Annotated in this window: 16 protein-coding genes; 4 read left to right on the forward strand and 12 right to left on the reverse strand. The window is 59.1% G+C overall.

What is annotated here, in order from left to right; all coding sequences use genetic code 11:
- Positions 1-399 precede the first annotated feature (399 nt).
- From yghX to ACJ5NV_RS06420, 6 genes are all read right to left on the reverse strand, one after another.
- Positions 400-1,287 (reverse strand): YghX family hydrolase, encoded by an 888-nt coding sequence (gene yghX / locus ACJ5NV_RS06395; RefSeq protein WP_411642798.1) that lies wholly within the window; start codon positions 1,285-1,287, stop codon positions 400-402.
- 96 nt (positions 1,288-1,383) lie between these two features.
- A complete protein-coding gene (locus ACJ5NV_RS06400) occupies positions 1,384-2,373 on the reverse strand; it encodes an ABC transporter permease (protein WP_411642799.1) in 990 nt (329 codons plus the stop codon).
- Positions 2,366-3,373 (reverse strand): ABC transporter permease, encoded by a 1,008-nt coding sequence (locus ACJ5NV_RS06405; RefSeq protein WP_411642800.1) that lies wholly within the window; start codon positions 3,371-3,373, stop codon positions 2,366-2,368. The genes ACJ5NV_RS06400 and ACJ5NV_RS06405 overlap by 8 nt, the downstream gene beginning before the upstream one ends.
- Positions 3,374-3,489: 116 nt before the next feature.
- Positions 3,490-5,220 (reverse strand): peptide ABC transporter substrate-binding protein, encoded by a 1,731-nt coding sequence (locus tag ACJ5NV_RS06410; RefSeq protein WP_411642801.1) that lies wholly within the window; start codon positions 5,218-5,220, stop codon positions 3,490-3,492.
- Positions 5,217-6,275, reverse strand: coding sequence for an ABC transporter ATP-binding protein (locus ACJ5NV_RS06415; RefSeq protein ID WP_411642802.1), 1,059 nt, complete (start codon positions 6,273-6,275; stop codon positions 5,217-5,219). The genes ACJ5NV_RS06410 and ACJ5NV_RS06415 overlap by 4 nt, the downstream gene beginning before the upstream one ends.
- On the reverse strand, positions 6,268-7,272 hold the full coding sequence (locus ACJ5NV_RS06420) for an ABC transporter ATP-binding protein (RefSeq protein ID WP_411642803.1): 1,005 nt from the start codon (positions 7,270-7,272) through the stop codon (positions 6,268-6,270). Before ACJ5NV_RS06420 ends, ACJ5NV_RS06415 begins: the two co-directional genes overlap by 8 nt.
- A gap of 212 nt (positions 7,273-7,484) precedes the next feature.
- On the opposite strand from ACJ5NV_RS06420, the gene argE reads away from it, so the two are divergent.
- From argE to ACJ5NV_RS06435, 3 genes are read left to right on the forward strand one after another with little or no spacing between them, the layout of a single operon-like run.
- Positions 7,485-8,645, forward strand: coding sequence for an acetylornithine deacetylase (argE, locus tag ACJ5NV_RS06425; protein WP_411642804.1), 1,161 nt, complete (start codon positions 7,485-7,487; stop codon positions 8,643-8,645).
- Positions 8,642-9,982 carry an NAD(P)/FAD-dependent oxidoreductase gene (locus ACJ5NV_RS06430; protein WP_411642805.1) on the forward strand — a complete coding sequence of 447 codons (1,341 nt, stop codon included), beginning with the start codon at positions 8,642-8,644 and terminating at the stop codon, positions 9,980-9,982. Before argE ends, ACJ5NV_RS06430 begins: the two co-directional genes overlap by 4 nt.
- A 44-nt stretch (positions 9,983-10,026) precedes the next feature.
- Complete coding sequence (locus ACJ5NV_RS06435; RefSeq protein ID WP_411642806.1) at positions 10,027-11,190, forward strand: M20 aminoacylase family protein; 1,164 nt, start codon at positions 10,027-10,029, stop codon at positions 11,188-11,190.
- Here the strand turns inward: ACJ5NV_RS06435 and ACJ5NV_RS06440 are convergent.
- From ACJ5NV_RS06440 to moaA, 4 genes are all read right to left on the reverse strand, one after another.
- Complete coding sequence (locus ACJ5NV_RS06440; RefSeq protein ID WP_411642834.1) at positions 11,187-11,504, reverse strand: TylF/MycF/NovP-related O-methyltransferase; 318 nt, start codon at positions 11,502-11,504, stop codon at positions 11,187-11,189. The two genes, ACJ5NV_RS06435 and ACJ5NV_RS06440, sit on opposite strands and share 4 nt — an antisense overlap.
- Entirely contained in the window at positions 11,399-11,926 is a 528-nt protein-coding gene (locus tag ACJ5NV_RS06445; protein WP_411642807.1) for a TylF/MycF/NovP-related O-methyltransferase, read from the reverse strand. Before ACJ5NV_RS06445 ends, ACJ5NV_RS06440 begins: the two co-directional genes overlap by 106 nt.
- A 177-nt stretch (positions 11,927-12,103) precedes the next feature.
- A complete protein-coding gene (locus ACJ5NV_RS06450) occupies positions 12,104-14,020 on the reverse strand; it encodes an outer membrane protein (protein WP_411642808.1) in 1,917 nt (638 codons plus the stop codon).
- Positions 14,021-14,271: 251 nt separating this feature from the next.
- Positions 14,272-15,276, reverse strand: a complete 1,005-nt coding sequence (gene moaA / locus ACJ5NV_RS06455) for a GTP 3',8-cyclase MoaA (protein ID WP_411642809.1) — start codon at positions 15,274-15,276, stop codon at positions 14,272-14,274.
- Between the two features lie 86 nt (positions 15,277-15,362).
- Between moaA and ACJ5NV_RS06460 the strand changes: the two genes are divergently transcribed.
- Positions 15,363-15,809: a D-galactarate dehydratase gene (locus tag ACJ5NV_RS06460; protein ID WP_411642810.1), complete on the forward strand. Its 447-nt coding sequence runs from the start codon at positions 15,363-15,365 to the stop codon at positions 15,807-15,809.
- A 97-nt stretch (positions 15,810-15,906) separates the two neighbouring features.
- Here the strand turns inward: ACJ5NV_RS06460 and ACJ5NV_RS06465 are convergent, their stop codons facing one another.
- Entirely contained in the window at positions 15,907-16,590 is a 684-nt protein-coding gene (locus tag ACJ5NV_RS06465; protein ID WP_411642811.1) for a DNA alkylation repair protein, read from the reverse strand.
- On the reverse strand, positions 16,587-18,410 hold the full coding sequence (gene glmS, locus ACJ5NV_RS06470) for a glutamine--fructose-6-phosphate transaminase (isomerizing) (RefSeq protein WP_411642812.1): 1,824 nt from the start codon (positions 18,408-18,410) through the stop codon (positions 16,587-16,589). The genes ACJ5NV_RS06465 and glmS overlap by 4 nt, the downstream gene beginning before the upstream one ends.

Genomic DNA, 18,410 nt, shown 5'->3' on the forward strand with positions numbered 1-18,410 from the left:
AATGAATGAGTTTATAGAAAAAATAAAAAGCGGGTTGATGAACACGCAAGAGTTTTCGTCGTAAGATAGTTTGGGACAGCTGTGCATTTTCGGATTGGTGGCTCTGGCTCATCCTTTACTTGAGTTTATGCGTTTTCGGTTTGATGGTGCGCGCGCGGCCTGGTCATGGTTTTTCCTTTTGATCTCCTCTCTCGGTTTCAAGGTTTGTTCTGCTGGTCCGAAGTAGATATCGGCAGATGTCTGGACCTGTACCGCTTTAGCGAGGGAGTGTCTTTCCGCTAAAGATGTCAAAATACGACACCCATCGGGGGATTGGCTTCGCTTAAATTCTGTCCCTCATAATTGTTCCCCGCCTCCCACACGGCGTGACGGATGGGTGATGTCACCCATCCTTTGCCATCATGTCAGATGTGTGTTGAACCAGTCGATGGTGCGGGTCCAGGCCAGCTCGGCCGCGGCCTCGTCATAGCGGGGGGTGCTGTCGTTGTGGAAGCCGTGGTTGACCCCTTCGTAGATATGCGCCTCGTAGGTCTTGTCATGGGCCTGTAGCGCGGCCTCGTAGGCGGGCCAGCCGGCGTTGATGCGCTCGTCCAGTTCCGCATATTGCAGCAGGAGGGGGGCCTGGATTTTCGGGACGTCTTCTGCCGCTGCCTGCCGCCCGTAGAAGGGCACTGACGCCCCCATTTCGGGATAGGCCACGGCCAGCGCGTTGCAGACCCCGCCGCCATAGCAGAAGCCGACCGCCCCAACCTTGCCGGTGCTGTCCGCGCGCGTCATCAGGTGTTCGAAGCCTGCGAAGAAGTCATTCATCAGTTTGGTGCTGTCGACGCTGCGTTGCAGGTCTCGCCCTTCCGCGTCATTCCCCGGATAGCCGCCGACCGAGGTCAGCCCGTCCGGTGCCAGCGCCATGAAGCCTGCCTTGGCCACCCGCCGCGCCACGTCTTCGATATAGGGGTTCAGTCCCCGGTTTTCATGCACGACCAGCACGGCGGGCAGGGGGCCGGTGGCGTTGGCGGGTTTGACCAGATAGCCCCGCACCTCTCCATGCCCGTTGGGGGAGGGGTAGGTGATGTATTCGGGCGTGATGTCGGGGTCGTTGAAGGAGACCTGCTCGGCCAGTGCGTAATCGGGGCTGAGCATGCTGAGCAGTGCGGCGGCGGTGACCCCGCCGATGGCGAACTTCCCCGCCCGGTCCAGAAATTCCCGTTTCGAGATTTTCCCATGGGCGTAGTAGTCGTAGAGGTCGAGCAGTTCCTGATCGAAGTCCTTGGCGGTCATGCGGGTCATCGGCGGCTCCATTCGTTGATGTGACGTGACGCGCGTTAACCATAGCAGGGAATGCGGTTTGTGGTGGCCTTTCACTTATCACAATTGCGCGGGTCGTCAGTGCCCTCTGATCCGGGGGTCGAGCGCGTCCCGCAGCCCGTCGCCGATGTAGTTGACCGATAGCACCGTCAGCGAGATGGCGAGCCCGGGCAGGATGACCCGTTCGGGGAATTGCACCATGCGCGGTACGCTGTCGTTCAGGATCTTGCCCCAGGTGGCGAAATCGGGCGGGAAGCCGAGCCCGAGGAAGGACAGCGCGCTTTCGGTGATGATGGCTGTGGCCAGCCCCAGCGTGGCGGAAACCATGATCGGGGAGAGCACATTGGGCAGCAGGTGCCGGGTGATCATCCGCCGCGCCGGTGTTCCGATGGAGCGTGCGGCGAGGACGAATTCCCGCTCTTTCAGCGCCATGACGTCACCGCGTACAATCCGTGCGGTTTGCATCCAGCTGGTGATGCCGATGCCGATCACGATCAGGATGAAGATCCCGTTTTCCGGCCCGAATGCCGCCCGCAGCGGGTCGCGGAAGAGCAGCATCATCACCAGCAAGAGTGGCAGAAGGGGCAGCGCCAGCACCAGATCGGTGAAGCGCATCAGAAGCCCGTCGAGCCTGCGGAAATAGCCCGCCATGACCCCGATCAGCGTGCCAAGGAAGACAGCCAAGATCATCGCGGTCCAGCCGACGGCAAGGCTGATCCGCCCGCCTTGCATCATGTTGGCCAAGATGTCGCGGCCCAGATTGTCGGAGCCCAGCGGTTTGTGCCAGCCAGTCTTGGCGCTGCTGTCCCAGAGGGCGGTGTAGATTGGCCGGTAATCCTTGTTGCGGATATCGGTCTTGGTCGGGTCCACATCCCAGAGCAGTGGCCCGATCAACACGAAAAGCGTGATGAAGATCAAAAAGCCCAAGCCGATCAGCGCGCCTTTGTGGGTTTTGAACTGGTCCCAGACATCCCACCACTGATTGCGGGCAGGTGCTGGGGCCGGGGCGACCGGGTCGCCTGCGGGCAGAAGATTGTCGGCAGAGGCTTGCGGGGCACGCTTAGTCATAGCGGATCCTCGGATCAAAGACGCCGTAGAGCACATCGGCGATCAGGTTCATCAGCACGATCAATACGGCCAGAAGGAAGGTGATGGTCATCACCATCGGAATGTCGGACCCCTGCAGGGCAAGGATCAAAAGCTGGCCCAGCCCGTTCACCTTGAACACCTGTTCGGTGATGATCGCCCCGCCAAAGATCGACGGAATACCCAGGGCGATCACGGTGATCACTGGGATCATCGAATTGCGCAGCACGTGTTTCATGACCACGACGCTTTCCGTTAGCCCCTTGGCCCGCGCTGTGCGCACGTAGTCCTGCCCCAGATTATCCAGCATGGAGGCGCGCATGTAACGTGCGATCTGGGCCGTGGTTTGCAGGGCCAGCACCATCACCGGCAGGACCATCTGCCACATCTGGAATTTGAAGGTTTCCCAGTCCACCACCTGATGCGTTGTGTCATAGATTGAGGGCAGCCAGTCGAGCTGGACCGCGAAGATCACGATCAGCAGCGGCCCGGTAAAGAACGGCGGGATCGAGAAGCCAATCATGGTGATAAAGGTCCCCGACTGGTCGAAGACGGAATATTGTTTGTAGGCCGAGATGATCCCGATGGGCAGCGCGATTAGCACGCCGACCACATAGGACATGCCCACCACCCATAGCGTCTGGGGAATCCGTTCGGCGATCACGTCGAACACCGGTGCGCGCGACTGAAAGCTGATGATCCGCTGTGCGCCATCAGCAAAGTTGGTGCCGAAAGTATTATCAAACCAGTATTGCGGTTCAACGATGAAGAACTGGTTCAGCCAAAGCGGAAAGCGCACGTACCACGGCTGACCCAGTCCCAGCGCCTCGCGCATTTGTTGTTTAACCTCGGGTGGGATGGTGAGCGGCATGCTGGCCATCGGATCGCCGGGGGCGAGTTCGAGCAGCATGAAGATCACAAAAGCGATGAACAAAAGCGTCGGGATCGACATAAGCAATCTGCGAAGCGTGTAGGTCAGCATTGCGGCGGCGCCTTAGTTGATAGCTTGGAGAAAAAGAGGGAGGCAGTCCCGGGCCTGACCCGGGACCTCTTGGTTGTCCGCGAGGCCCCGGATCGTGGTCCGGGGCTGCGGTACACTTAGCGGTTATCGCCGATCCGATACCAGTCGGCGACATTCCAAAGCTCGGAATCCCATGTGTTCAGGATCACGCCGCCCAGCGTGTTGGAGTGGGCAGAGACCCGGCCACGATCAACCAATGGCACGATCACGTTGCTGTCTTTGGTGACCATGTCGTTCAGCTGTTTGCCGATACGGCCACGTTCATCCAGATCGGCCGTCGCTGCCATTTCAGCCCAAAGCGCATCATATTCCGGATCACAGAACCGGTTGATGTTTTCGCCCTGCCACTGTGTGTCCGGACTTGGGATGTTGTCGCAGAGATAGGCGCCAAGATAGGCCTGCGGATCCGTGCCGGGGAAGTTGTTGGCATACATCTCCACATCCGCATAGAAGCGCTGGAACGTGTCGGGCGAGCCTGGGTCACCGCCAAAGAAGACCGACCCGTCGATGTTGCGCAGCTCGGTTTCCACGCCGATTTCGGTCCACCATTCCTTGATCAGGGCTTGGAAATCCTGACGTACGGCGTTGGTCGAGGTCTGGTAGAGGATCGACAGCGGCAAACCATCGGGCGTTTCACGCACGCCGTCACCATCGGTGTCCATGTAACCCGCTTCATCAAGCAGCGCATTGGCCCGGTCGATGTCTTGCGTCAGACACGCGGTGTTGTCAGAGGCATAAAGCACAGGCGCAGGGACAAGGTTACAGGTGGGCCGACCGGCCTGACCGTAGCCGATTTCCACCAGCAGATCACGGTCGATCGCGATGGACAGCGCTTCGCGCACGGCGGGATCAGACAGGAATGGGTGCGGCGCGGCGACGGTTGACCGTTCACCTTCGGGCACATCGGGCGACGGGTTGGTCAGGTTCATTTCGATCCGTTCGACCAATGTCCCGAAGGCCGATACGGGCGTACCCTGACCTGCTTCGGCCATGGATGCGATCACATCGGGGGCCAGTTGCAGGTTCCAGGCGTAATCGAATTCGCCGGTTTCCAGCACGGCGCGACCGGCTGCGGTTGCGTCACCGCCACCTTTTAGCGTCACCGTGGCAAAGGCGGGTTTGTTCGGAACGCGGTAGCTTTCATTCGCCGCAAACTGAATCACGTCGTTCACGCGGAAATCGGTGACAACGAACGGTCCTGTGCCAATCGGCTGGAAGTTCGCGTCAGTACATTCAGGTGCGCGCGGGCCAAGGCATTCGGCAAATTGTGCGGCCTGAATGATCGGCGATTCCTGACCGACGAATGCCTGATAGGGGTTCGGAGCCGGACCGTCAAAATTAACCTTGACCGTCTTGTCGTCAATGATTTCGACGCTTTCGACGTTGCCGAACTTGGCGCCCTGCGCACAGCCGCCGCCTTCGGCGGTGCAGTATTCAAAGGTGAATTGAACGTCACGGGCGGTCACGGCAGTGCCATCAGACCATGTCACATCAGGGTCGATGGTCCATGTGATGGATTGCAGATCCTCGGACACGCCGCCATTTTCGACGGTGGGGATTTCGGTGGCCAGGAATGGCACCATTGTTCCGTTTTCGTCATAGCGGGCCAGCGGTTCAAGCACGAGGCTGGCCGCCTCGATATCCTTGGTCCCGCCGGACAGATAGGGGTTCATGATTGATGGGGCTTGCCAATAGATGATTTTGACTTCGCCGTCGCGTCCCCGCTCGCCTTCATGCGCGTCGGCAAAAGCCATTGGCGCAAGTGAAGCAGTCGCAACAGCGCCCAGTAGGGCTGTTTTGATGTTCATGTTACTCTCTCCTTGTTGGTGCTCTTTTTTGCCTCGTGACCTGCCGTGAATTCGGCAGTGTCATTTGGGTCGTTATACAGGTGGCAGGCCGTGAAATGGCCCGGCTTCACCTCGCGGTAGTCTGGTTCGATCCGCTTGCAGATATCCATGACCGCCGGGCAGCGGGTGCAGAAATTGCAGCCTTCGGGCGGGTTTGAAGGGGAGGGCACGTCGCCTTTGAGGATGATCCGCTCTGTCCGGCTTGCAAGGCTTGGGTCCGGTTCCGGCACGGCGGACAGCAGTGCTTGTGTGTAGGGGTGCAGCGGGTCCGCATAGAGCGCCTCGCGCGGGGCCAGTTCGACGATTTTGCCAAGATACATGACTGCGACGCGCGTTGCGATGTGCCGCACCATCGACAGGTCGTGACTGATGAACAGATAGGTCAGCCCGAATTGTTCTTGCAGGTCTTCCAGCAGGTTGACCACCTGCGCCTGAATGGACACGTCCAATGCCGCAATCGGTTCGTCGCAGACGATAAATTTGGGATTCAGCGCCAGCGCCCGTGCGATCCCGATCCGCTGTCGCTGACCGCCCGAAAAGGCGTGCGGGTACCGTTTGGCGAATTTCCGGTTCAGCCCGACCGCGTCCATCAGCTCGCCCACTTTGTCGCGCTTTTCTTTTTCGGACAGTTTCGTGTGTTCGTCGAGCGGTTCTTTGATGATCGCCTCGACCGTCATGCGCGGATTAAGCGAGGCTTGCGGGTCTTGAAACACCATCTGCATGGTGGGCCGCATTGTGCGCAGCTTGGACTGCGCCGTATTGCCGATTTCCTTGCCGTCGATGCTGATCGCGCCGGATGTGATGTCATATAGCCGCAGCACGGCCCGGCCGCAGGTGGATTTGCCGCAGCCGGATTCCCCGACGAGCCCCAGTGTTTCGCCTTCCATCACGTCAAAGCTGACGCCATCGACGGCTTTCACCTCGCCCGCGCGCCGGCGGAACAGACCTTTGTAGATGGGAAAGTGCATTTTGAGGTCGCGGACGCTGACCAGCGGTTCTTTGGGATCGTCAAGCATCGCGGGGCGCCCCGGTATTGGCATCGTAAAAACAGGCGGCATCATGGCCCGGCCCCACGTCATAGCGGGGCGGGTTTTCGCGGGTGCAGCGCTCGAACGCCACATCGCAACGGTCCCGGAACGGACAGGCGACGGGTGGGCCGACCATCAGGGGCGGCTGCCCTTCGATCACCGTCAGCCGTGCGGCCCGTTCGCCGTGGATGGTGGGGATCGTTTTGAGCAGCGCGCGGGTGTAGGGATGCTGTGGATTGCCGAAAAGCTCGCGTACCGGCGCGTGCTCGGCGATTTGTCCACCGTACATGACGATGACCCGGTCCGCGATCCCAGCGATCACGCCCAGATCATGGGTGATCCAGATGACGGCCATGCCCAGCTTGCTGCGCAGCTCTTTCATCAGTTCAAGGATCTGCGCCTGGATCGTCACATCGAGCGCGGTGGTGGGTTCATCGGCGATCAGCACTTGCGGATCACAGGCGAGCGCGATGGCAATCATCACCCGTTGCCGCATGCCGCCGGAAAACTGGTGCGGGTAGTCGGCCAGCCGTCGCTTTGCGTCGGGGATGCCGACCAATTCCAGCAGTTCCTGCGACCGCGCAGCCGCTTGTTTTTTGTTCATCCCCATATGCTTGCGCAGGGGTTCGGCAATCTGCTGCCCCACAGTGAACACCGGGTTGAGCGAGGTCATCGGGTCCTGAAAGACAAAGCCGATCTTGCCGCCGCGCACAGAGCGCAGGGTTTCGCGGTCTACCTTGAGCAGGTCCTTGCCGTCAAAGGCGACGGTCCCGCCGCGCACGTCAGCAGGTGGCGAGGGCAGCAGCCCCAGAAGCGACATCATGGTGACGGATTTGCCGGAGCCACTTTCGCCAACGACGCCCAACAATTCACCAGGCTTCAGCGAAAAGCTGACATCGTTCACGGCGTGCACTTCCCCGGCGCGCGTCTTGAAAACAGTTTTGAGGTCCCGGACATCCAGGACGGGCAGCGCCCCATCGGGCATATGGAACCTCCCAGGTGGTTCGTTTTTTGTTTTTTAGCCGCTGCTTTGCGCATTTTTGCGGCATTTGCCCGGACGGTAGCATTAAAATCCGAACCCGCAAGCCGATTCCTGTTTGCCCGGTCACGAATGCCGCGCCACTATGCAGATGCCGCAGCATTGCGCAGTTGTCTGAAGCGAAGGCGAATTTTGCGGCAAATCACGAAGGACATTGAATGACATTGAATGCAAGAGACCTGATGGACCGGCTGGTGGCCTTTCCGACAGTCAGCCGCGACAGCAACCTTGATCTTATTGATTTTGCAGAAGAATACCTGTCGGGCTTTGGCGCTCGTACGGTTCGCGTGCCAAATGAGGAAGGCACAAAGGCGGCCCTATATGCCCATATCGGACCTGAGGTTGATGGCGGTGTTGTGCTGTCCGGTCATACGGATGTTGTGCCTGTGGATGGGCAGGCTTGGGATACGGACCCGTTTGTAGTGACCGAAAAGAACGGCAAGCTGTTTGGTCGCGGTACCTGCGACATGAAAGGGTTTGATGCGCTGGCCTTGTCCGCCGTGCCGCTGGCGCTGGAGCGGGGCCTTAAACGCCCGTTGCAGATCGCGCTGAGCTATGATGAGGAAGTCGGCTGCATCGGTGCCCCGCCGATGATTGATCACATGGTCAGCCACGGGCTGCCCCGCGCCGATACGGTTGTGGTGGGCGAGCCGTCGATGATGAAGATCGTGACCGGCCATAAAGGCGGGATTGGCTATAAGGTGCATTTTCGTGGGTTCGAGGTGCATTCCTCGCTTGCCCCCACGGGTGTCAGCGCGATCATGATGGCGGCCAAGCTGATTAACTGGGCCAATGAGGTGAACGCCGAAAACGCGGCCATGACGCCGGGGCCCGTCGCGGCTGAATTTTTTCCCCCGTATACGACGCTGCATGTCGGCACGATACATGGTGGCACCGCCCATAATATCACCGCAAAGGATTGCCATTTTGGGTTCGATTTCCGGATTGTGCCGGGTGAAGATATTGCAGAATGGCAGGTCCGTTTTACCGCCAAGCTGGCCGAGATTGAGGCCGAAATGAAAGTGGTCCGCCCAGAGGCGGGTATCACGGCGACCCAATATTTCAGTGTGCCCGGTCTGCGCCCGGAGGTCGACGGCAAGGCAGAGGCGCTGGTCCGTCAGATCACCGGCGATAATGGCACGGATGTGGTCAGCTATGGCACGGAGGCCGGGCAGTTTCAGGAACGCGGCTATTCCGCTGTAATCTGTGGCCCCGGTGATATTGCGCAGGCCCATCAGCCGAATGAATTCATTACGGTCGATCAGTTCCGACAGGGGGAGCTGTTTATCAAGCGTCTTGTGGATTTGCTGGCCGCATGACGTTCCCGATCAGCGCGGCGCAGCCCGCCGCATTTAATGGGGCTCTGCCCGATAAAACCGAGGTGGTGGTGATCGGCGGTGGTATCATCGGTGTGATGACCGCGTGGGAACTGGCCCGCGCGGGTATCCCGGTTGTGCTGCTGGAAAAAGGCCGCATCGCGGGTGAGCAGTCCTCGCGCAATTGGGGCTGGATCCGCGCGCAGGGCCGCGACATGGCTGAATTGCCGATCATGCTGGAAGCCCAAGACATGTGGCCCCGGATCGCCGCAGAGGCGGGGGATATCGGGCTGCGCCAGACCGGGACGCTGTATCTGGCACAAAGCAATGCTGATCTGGCGCGCTATCAGGACTGGCTGGGGCAGGCGGCCCCCTTTGGCGTGAGCAGCCGTATGCTGTCTTCGGCGGATGTGGCCGCGCTCATGCCCGCTGCTGCGTATCGGTGGAAAGGCGCGCTTTATACGCCCAGTGATATGCGGGCAGAGCCTTGGGTGACCGTGCCCGCCTGTGCCGCTGCCGCCGCCCGCGCCGGGGCCACAATCATCGAGGATTGCGCGGTTCGTTTGCTGGATATGGAAGGCGGGCGTGTCATTGGCGTTGTCACTGAAAAGGGGATTATCAAGGCGCAGGCGGTTGTGCTAGCGGGCGGGGCGTGGTCGTCACTGCTGTTGCGCAGGCATGGTGTGTGGCTGCCGCAATTGTCTGTCCGGGCGACCGTGGCGCGTACCGCGCCTTTGCCAGAGGTGCATTCTGGCGGAGCCGTTGACCGCAGACTGGCGTGGCGCAGACGTGAGGACGGGGGCTATACCCTTGCCCCGTCAGGATTTCATGAGTTGTTCATCGGCCCCGACGCCTTCCGCGCCCTGCCGAAATATCTGCCGCAGCTGATGGGCGATCCTTTGGGCACGCGCTATTTGCCCGCCGCGCCGCGCGGCTATCCTGATGGCTGGCTGACATCGCGCCGCTGGTCGGGGGATCAGATCAGCCCGTTTGAACGGATGCGCGTGCTGAATCCCACCCCGAACAACGCCCGTGTCGCCCGGCTTGCCCGCGATTTTTGCGCCACTTTTCCAAGCCTTGGGACGGTTGAAATCGCCACTGCATGGGCCGGGATGATTGACACAATGCCTGATGTTGTGCCGGTGGTGGATCACTGTGCCGCTTTACCGGGCGTTACCATTTGCACTGGCATGTCCGGTCACGGCTTTGGCATTGGTCCGGGCATGGGGCGCATTGCGGCCCGGCTCGCGACAGGGCAGGATGCCGGCCATGAACTGACTCGTTTCCGGCTGTCACGGTTCGCCGATGGCAGCAAGCTGGTGCAAGGCCCCAGTCTGTAGCAATGCCGGAAACCTGACCGAACCCGAAAAACCTGAGGATACCCATGCCAGTCAAAAACCGTTTCGCCGAGCTTTTACCTGAAATCACCGCGTGGCGACGTGATCTGCACGAAAACCCTGAAATCCTGTTTGAGACGCATCGGACCTCGGCCATTGTGGCGGAAAAGCTGAAAGAATTCGGCTGTGATGAGATCGTGACCGGGATCGGCCGCACTGGCGTTGTAGGTGTGATTAATGGCAAATCCGATACTTCGGGCAAGGTGATCGGGCTGCGCGCTGATATGGATGCGCTGCCCATCCATGAACAGACGGGCCTTGAGTATAAATCCAAGACAGATGGCGCGATGCATGCCTGCGGCCATGACGGCCATACCGCGATGCTACTGGGCGCTGCGAAATATCTGGCTGAGACCCGCAATTTCGACGGCAAGGTTGTGGTGATCTTTCAGCCCGCCGAAGAGGGCGGCGGCGGTGGCCGTGAGATGTGCGAAGACGGCATGATGGAACGCTGGGGTATCCAAGAGGTATACGGCATGCACAATTGGCCGGGCCGCCCTGTTGGCTCTTTCGCGATCCGCCCTGGTGCGTTCTTTGCCGCGACCGATCAGTTTGATATCACGGTCGAGGGTCTGGGTGGCCATGCGGCCAAGCCGCATCAGACGGTGGATTCGGTTGTGGTCGCCGCCCATGTGGTCACCGCCCTGCAATCCATCGCCAGCCGCAATGCGGACCCGGTGGATCAGATCGTTGTGTCGGTCACGTCGATTGAATCGTCCTCTAAAGCGTTCAACGTGATTGCCCAGCGGGTCCACCTGAAAGGCACGGTGCGCACCATGTCAAAGGAGATGCGTGATCTGGCAGAGGCCCGCCTGACCGCCATCGCCGAAGGCACGGCCACCACATTCGGCGCAAAGGCAGAGGTGACCTATTATCGCGGCTACCCCTGCATGGTGAACCACGATGACCAGACGGCCTTTGCCGCGGATGTGGCCAAATCGGTGTCAGGCGATTGTGAGGACGCCCCGCTGGTCATGGGCGGCGAAGATTTCGCGTTCATGCTGGAAGAACGCCCCGGTGCCTATATTCTTGTCGGCAATGGCGACAGCGCTGACGTGCATAACCCGCATTACAATTTCAACGATGATGCCATCCCGGCGGGCTGTAGTTGGTGGGCAGAGATCGTGGAACAACGGATGCCTGCGGCTTAACGTTTGATGAAATACCCATGACTGCCAAACCCGTGGATGCTGTCATAGCCGCCGTAAAGCAGCGTGACCTCTTCGGGTTTGTCGGCCAAGTAGGCATCGCAGGCCTGTTTCACGCCTTTGAAAAAGTCGACGGATTGAAAAACCGTTGTGTCGGCGTAATCGTCCAGCAGGCATATCGCGCCCTTGGCCAGCCGCGGGTAGAGGTATTCTAATCCGATCTTGGTCGACTCAGGATAATTCGCGTCCAAATGGGCAAAGGCGATCTGATCGGGGATCGTGGCGGGCAGGGTTTCGTGAAACCAGCCTTCGTGGATATGGGGCGGGGCAAACCGTGCATGTCGAAATGCGCGATTAGCGCCGCCCTGATCTGGGCAGGTGGTTCACGTCCCGGCGCGGGCGGATCACCCGGACCGCCCCATGTAAAGCTATCATAGACATGCAGATCACGGATGTCGCCCTGATCGGTCATAATCTTTTGCATCATTACCGCTGATTGCCCCTTGGCGCAGCCCAGTTCCAAGAAACTGCCGGGGACCTTGTTGTTCAGCACTAGATTCATCAGGTGATACATGTTGATGCGCTGCTCAAGGCTCATCATGCGGCCAGTCTGGATTGGTGGGTGCAACTGCACCGACAGGCCGAGCCGGCGAAAGAGTTTGTTGAAAAGTCGCATGCTGCGGGTGGGGGGCTTTGGGCTCCACCCTGCGAATAGGGTGGCGACATATGTATTATCCAATGGAATCTCCGTTGATGATGACCCGGTTGAATCTGTTCTTTGAAATACAAAGGAGTCTACGCCACGTTTGCGCAAAAGCGATCATGAAAAATGCAGCGGAGTGCTGGAAAGTGATCGATGGCATAAAAAAGCCCGCAGCAGATATTTCTGTGCGGGCTTTTTACTTTTGGTATCAGATCAGAATTTGAAGGACAGACCTGCCTTGACGGACACGTTGGAATCCTGACCCGTCATTTCGCAGTCGCCACCGTCGAACCCGTCGGGGCCGCCGCAGGTTTGGACCGGATCTTGTGCATAGTCATCCGCATCGGAACTGAAATACAAGGTTTCCACCTTAAAGCTCATCTGGTCTGACAGCGCATGCTCCAGGCCCAGCCCGACGACGACGCCAAGCCGCGTTTCGCTTAGGTCAAAGCTACTGGCGTTCGGTGTCGGAAGGTATTCGTAGCTCAGGTCTGACTGAACCACCCCCAGGCCTGCTGTTGTATAAAGCAGGCTATTGCCTGATGCGATACCGGCACGGGCGCGCAATGTGCCCATCGCTGCAATCGAAGATGCAACTTCGCGGTAATTGTCAGCCGTTTGCGACTCATCATTCGCATAGGCGGCAATATCGAGCAGGGCCCCATACACAAATGATCCGTTCTGCCAGTTATAGCCTGCGTGGCCACCCAAACCGGCACCAAGCGAGACAACATCAAACGAACCACCGAAATCATAATAATCGCTGTCTTGCACGCTGCCTACGTTTGCGAGCGCTGCAATATCGGCACCGTAGTAGCCACCTGACCAATCATGCGCCGCCGCCATGGCACCGGACCCGGTTTTGCGAGGCTGCGCACCAAAATAATAGTTTACGCCAGCGGCTACGGTGGTGAGATCGGCCGTGCTATAGTAACCGTTATCGGTCGTATCGGCATCGTCCTGACCATCAAAAAGCGTATATGTGCCTTCGGCTGTCCATGACATGCGATCCGTGAAGAATTGTTCGACACCCGCACCGACGGTCAACCCTGTATATGTGCCGCTGGTGTCACCGCCATTCATGCTTTCAACATCTGCTGCCGTGATGCCGCCCAGCACGTAGAGCATGGTATCGCCAACGGCCATACCCGCACGGGTGCGAATGCTTGCGCTTTGTTCCATCGCGGTTTCAGCAAGAACAGAATCGACCTCATAACTTTCTGCGAGATCGGAGAATGTCAGCTGCGTCTCAACCCCGACAACGGTTGCGCCAAGTTGCCAGCTGTAACCGCCAGAAACCGCGGCCAACCCACCGGTGTTGCCGATATCATAGGTGCCACCGTGTTCATCGTATTCGATGTCGCTGGTCGCAATATCGGCAAAGCCACCGCCAATGCGTGCGCCGCCGTAAGCACCGGCAAAACTCGCCGGTGACCCTGCGAGCGTCACGCTGTCTGCCGCGTTGCCGACGTTCCCCAGCTTGTAGTTTATGGCAAACGTCAGTTCATCAATCTTGTCATTGATACGCAACGGAAAGTCGTTTTCATTCACGCTTGTGTTTTCACCGAAAAGACTGCTTGTGAAAGCACCGCTGACGGAAAAGCGTTCATTGATGGCGCGTTCAATGCCAAACCCAAGGGCGACGCCAATTTTTTCGTCACCCAGATCAGGCCAACTGTCTGGTACATCATTAAATTCGATCCAGGACCGTTCAAAATTGGCGTATGCAAGGCCTGCCGACGCGTAAATCACGGTGTTGTCGACCGCATGACCAACCCGGCCTTGTAGCTTTACAACCAAATCCAGATCATTTTGGATCTGAACGTCAGCGGCGAAGATCGTCTCTTCTGAGTTGCCAAGAGCGCTGACGTCGGCTTGTACGCCCATCAGCGTGTTTTGTGACTGGAAGTTGTAGCCAAGGCCGATACCGGCGGAGCCACCCTGCGACAGCAGGTCAAGCGTGCTCCCATACCAGTCGTAGTCGACATCTTCATATGTGGCGGCATGCTGTGTCAGGCCAATCTGACTGCTGACATAGGGCCCGTGCCAAGTGTGCTGGTTTTCTTGCGCTGAAAGCGCGCCTGCAGACAGGGCCAGTGCGCTGGTTGCGCACAGTAATGTGTTTCTCACCTTGTTACCTTCTACTTTAATACTAGTTAACGATTTGCCTTCAAATGTTTCCAAAACATTGGAAACTTCACACGAAAGCAACACGTTATCCCATTTACAATAGTTAATGGCTTACGCAAGGGAACTGTTGGAGGCTTGTTGGTTGGCTTGCGACATGTGGTTTTTCAATCACATTTTACGCAATTAAGTTACGCAGCTGCATGAATTTGATGCGTCACGCAGGTTTCGATGCTTGGCGCTAACGTTCGCGTCTACCCGCCCGTATGGGACATATGCCGACTGACTTGCCCGTCGATCTGCTGGCGCGAATAGTCGAAATCATGCCCTTTGGGTTTGCGTGCAATGGCCGCGCGGATAGCGGATTCAAGCTCTGCGTCGCTTTCGGATCCGCGCAGGGGGCCGCGCAGGTCTGAATGCCCTTCCTGACCCAAACAGGTGTAGATTTCGCCGGTGCAGGTGATCCGCACCCGGTTGCAGCTTTCGCAGAAATTATGGCTCAGCGGGGTGATAAAGCCGATTTTCTGGCCGGTGCTTTCAAGCCGCACATAACGGGCGGGTCCGCCGGTTTTTTCGGGCAAATCGGTCAGGGTCGTGCGCGTTTCGAGTTGTGCGCGCAGGTCTTTTAGCGACCAATATTGGCCCAGCCGGTCCTCATTCCCCAGATCGCCCATGGGCATGACCTCAATAAAGGTCAGGTCGATGTCGCGGGCGGCGCACCAGTCTGTGAGGGGGAAGAGTTCATCTTGGTTAAAGCCTTTCAGGGCGACGGTGTTCAGCTTGACCCGCAGCCCCGCGCGCTGTGCCGCGTCGATCCCGCGTAGCACCTGGGGCAGGCGGCCCCAGCGGGTGATCTGGGCGAACTTTGCCTCGTCCAGCGTGTCGAGCGAGATATTCACCCGCCGCACACCGGCTGCATAAAGTTCATCGGCGAAGCGTTCGAGCTGGCTGCCGTTGGTTGTCAGCGTCAGTTCGTGCAGCGCGCCGCTGTCCAGATGCCGGGACATGGACCGGAAAAATGTCATGATGTCGCGCCGCACCAATGGCTCCCCCCCGGTGATCCGCAGCTTGCGCACCCCCAGCCGGACGAAGGCAGAGCACATGCGGTCCAGTTCTTCCAGCGTCAGCAATTCTTTCTTGGGCAGAAAGGTCATGTTTTCTGACATGCAATAGACGCAGCGAAAATCGCAGCGGTCCGTGACAGAGACACGCAGGTAAGAGATAGCGCGGGCGAAAGGGTCAATCAGTGGTGCGGTCATAGGGTGAAGGTAAGACCGGGCGCTGATATGCGCAAGCGGCGAGGCTGCTATTGAATGACAGCGGGGTGCGGCCTAGGTCTGCGGTTATGAAACATCTTATCCTGATCTTCCCCGTGCTGGCGATTGCTGGTTGTACCTCACCCGCGTTGCAGGCCCCCGGGGCCGCGCCTGCGCCGACGCTGAATGCCACGCCGCCGCCGCCTACAACGGCCACAACGGTCGAGCAGTTCGATACAACATCGGAGGCCGAGCGCGCGGCGGCGGCGGCTGCAGAGACAGGCGGTGCTGATGCGCCGTTGGGTGTGACGGTCGCCTCGCTTGGGCCGCCGACGGAGCCTGGTATTTGGTTGAAGACACCGCTGGTTGATGTGTTGACTGAAGGGCGGATTACCTTTGCGGGCAAGTCGATCAATGTTGAGCTGCGCCCTTCGGGCGGTGCGGCCGGGGCGGGCAGCCAGATCAGCCTGGCCGCGATGCGCTTGCTGGACGCCCCGTTGACGGGGCTGCCAGAGATCACTGTGTTTGCGAAGTAGGGTGGGTCAAGACCCACCTTACGGTGACTTGTCTGTTTCCGAAAAAGGTGCAGCGGCACGCTGTGGTTTCAAACCGTAAGGTGGATCTTGATCCACCTTACTTGGGCAGTTTGCGCCCTGCTTCTTTCACTGCAAAGGGTTTCATCGCGTCTGCATGCGCATCCAGAAAGGCGCGTACCCGGTCAGGGTCATGCTTTGACAGTTCACGCAGCCACCAGCCGATGGCTTTCTGGATGAACCAATCGTGATCATTGACATAAGATGCCGCCCAGTCCAGCACCCTGTCCCGGATTGCCAGATCTGCTGGCTTGGGGTGGTTTTGTTTGGTCCAGGGCAGGGTCATCACAAGTGCGGCGCGCCGGGTCCACATGTGATCTGACTGCGTCCAGCCTTCCACCGCGTCGAGCCGGGATGGATCGGCCACCAGCCGTTTTTGCCCCGCGATACTGGCATGGTCAGCAATCGCCCATGCGTCGAAATCAGGGACCCAACTGCTGATCAAATCCCATGCGCCGCTGTCATCAGGCCGGATACGCGCCTGTGTGAGCAGTTTTGCGGCGGCAATCCGCCCTTCATGCGTGTTGCCGTTCCACAGCCCTTTGGCCAGTGCCAGCCGTGCATCAAGATCAACCTCCGCCCGCCATTCTTTGACGAAAGCGTCGATTTGCGGGTTGGCGAGGCCCAGATAAGGGCGGTCGATCTTGTGATAGCGGTGCATCTCGCCTGCTTTGATCGGATCCCCGGCGGCGCGCAGCAGGGCGGTGGCGGCTTTCGGGGTCATTCGACCGTCACCGATTTGGCAAGGTTGCGGGGTTGGTCCACATCGGTCCCTTTGGCCACGGCCGTGTGATAGGCGAGCAGTTGGGCGGGCACCGCATAGAGGATCGGCGCAAGGAACGGGTCGATTTCGGGCATCAGGATTGTGTCCCAGACACCGTCACCCGCCGTTTTCGCGCCTTCGCGGTCTGTTACCAAAAGCACCTTGCCGCCGCGCGCCATGACCTCTTGCATGTTCGAAACGGTCTTGTCGAATAGTGCATCGCGCGGGGCCATGACGATCACTGGCACATGTTTGTCGACCAGCGCAATAGGCCCGTGTTTCAGTTCTCCCGAGGCATAGGCCTCGGCGTGGATATAGCTGATTTCTTTGAGCTTCAGCGCCCCTTCGAGTGCCAGCGGATACATTGCCCCGCGCCCCAGAAACAGGATATCGCGTGTTTCGGCGAGCTTGCGCGAGACTTCTTGTGTCTTACCTTCAATCCCGAGTGCGAGGTTCAGGACACCCGGCAGGGCGCGCAGGTTGCTTAGCTTATCCGCTAACTCTTGATCATCAATCCGTCCGCGCACATGGGCGGCTTGCAGGGCGAGGATCGCCATTGTGGTAAGCTGGCAGGTGAAAGCTTTGGTCGAGGCCACGCCGATTTCGGTGCCTGCAAGGATTGGCAGCGGCAGGTCGCTTTCCCGCGCGATGGAGCTTTCGGGCACGTTGACGACCGAGACGATTTTGTCGGCTTTGCCTTCCATATAGCGCAGCGCGGCGAGCGTGTCGGCGGTTTCGCCAGATTGGCTGACGAAAAGCGCCACGGTGCCCGGCGTGACGGGCGGCTCACGGTAGCGGAATTCGGAGGCGACATCGACCTCAACCGGGATACCGGCGATCTGTTCAAACCAGTATTTCGCAACGAGGCAGGCATAAAAGGCCGTGCCGCAGGCGACCATGGTCATCCGTTCGACCTGGGTGAAATCCAGCCCCGGTTCGGGCAGGGTGATGCCGGTGGCATCGGCGTTGATGTAATGGGCCAGCGCGCCTTGCAGCACAGTGGGCTGTTCGGCGATTTCCTTGGCCATGAAGTGTTTGTAACCCGCCTTATCAACACTCGCGGTGTTGATCTGGATGGTCTTGACTGCCCTGTTGGCGATATTGCCCGCATGATCGCGGATTTCGACAGAGGTACGAGTGACGACGGCCCAGTCGCCCTCTTCCAGATAGGTGATCTTGTCGGTCATCGGGGCAAGCGCGATGGCGTCGGAGCCCACGAACATTTCACCCACCCCATGGCCGATCGCAAGGGGCGAGCCTTTGCGCGCGGCGATCAGCAAATCGTCTTCCCCATCAAAGAGAAAACACAGAGCATAGGCCCCTTCGAGCCTTGCAATTGTCTGTGCGGCGGCATCGCGCGGAGATAGCCCCTGATCCATATAATGCTGCGTCAGCAGGGCGACGGTTTCGGTATCTGTTTCGGTGACAAAGCTGATGCCGTGGCCTGCGAGTTCCTCGCGCAGTTCTCGGAAATTTTCGATGATCCCGTTATGGACCACGGCGACCTTGCCTGCCTGATGCGGGTGGGCGTTGCCGACATTGGGCGCGCCATGGGTGGCCCAGCGGGTGTGCCCAATCCCGGCCTTGCCCGCCAGCGGGTCATGGACCAGCAGATCGGACAGGTTCACCAGCTTGCCCATGGCCCGCCTGCGGTCCAGCCGCTGATCATTGATCGTGGCGATCCCGGCGCTGTCGTAGCCGCGATATTCCAGCCGTTTCAATGCTTCGACCAAGGTCGGTGCGGCCTCGTGATTGCCTAATATGCCAACAATGCCACACAT

The sequence above is a fragment of the Loktanella agnita genome (assembly GCF_046640325.1).
GTDB lineage: Bacteria > Pseudomonadota > Alphaproteobacteria > Rhodobacterales > Rhodobacteraceae > Yoonia > Yoonia agnita.

Bases quoted from the DNA above. Each gene is read 5' to 3' on its own strand.
- yghX (WP_411642798.1), bottom strand. From the start codon at position 1,287: ATGACCCGCATGACCGCCAAGGACTTCGATCAGGAACTGCTCGACCTC.
- ACJ5NV_RS06400 (WP_411642799.1), bottom strand. From the start codon at position 2,373: ATGACTAAGCGTGCCCCGCAAGCCTCTGCCGACAATCTTCTGCCCGCA.
- ACJ5NV_RS06405 (WP_411642800.1), bottom strand. From the start codon at position 3,373: ATGCTGACCTACACGCTTCGCAGATTGCTTATGTCGATCCCGACGCTT.
- ACJ5NV_RS06410 (WP_411642801.1), bottom strand. From the start codon at position 5,220: ATGAACATCAAAACAGCCCTACTGGGCGCTGTTGCGACTGCTTCACTT.
- ACJ5NV_RS06415 (WP_411642802.1), bottom strand. From the start codon at position 6,275: ATGCTTGACGATCCCAAAGAACCGCTGGTCAGCGTCCGCGACCTCAAA.
- ACJ5NV_RS06420 (WP_411642803.1), bottom strand. From the start codon at position 7,272: ATGCCCGATGGGGCGCTGCCCGTCCTGGATGTCCGGGACCTCAAAACT.
- argE (WP_411642804.1), top strand. From the start codon at position 7,485: ATGACATTGAATGCAAGAGACCTGATGGACCGGCTGGTGGCCTTTCCG.
- ACJ5NV_RS06430 (WP_411642805.1), top strand. From the start codon at position 8,642: ATGACGTTCCCGATCAGCGCGGCGCAGCCCGCCGCATTTAATGGGGCT.
- ACJ5NV_RS06435 (WP_411642806.1), top strand. From the start codon at position 10,027: ATGCCAGTCAAAAACCGTTTCGCCGAGCTTTTACCTGAAATCACCGCG.
- moaA (WP_411642809.1), bottom strand. From the start codon at position 15,276: ATGACCGCACCACTGATTGACCCTTTCGCCCGCGCTATCTCTTACCTG.
- ACJ5NV_RS06460 (WP_411642810.1), top strand. From the start codon at position 15,363: ATGAAACATCTTATCCTGATCTTCCCCGTGCTGGCGATTGCTGGTTGT.
- ACJ5NV_RS06465 (WP_411642811.1), bottom strand. From the start codon at position 16,590: ATGACCCCGAAAGCCGCCACCGCCCTGCTGCGCGCCGCCGGGGATCCG.
- glmS (WP_411642812.1), bottom strand. From the start codon at position 18,410: ATGTGTGGCATTGTTGGCATATTAGGCAATCACGAGGCCGCACCGACC.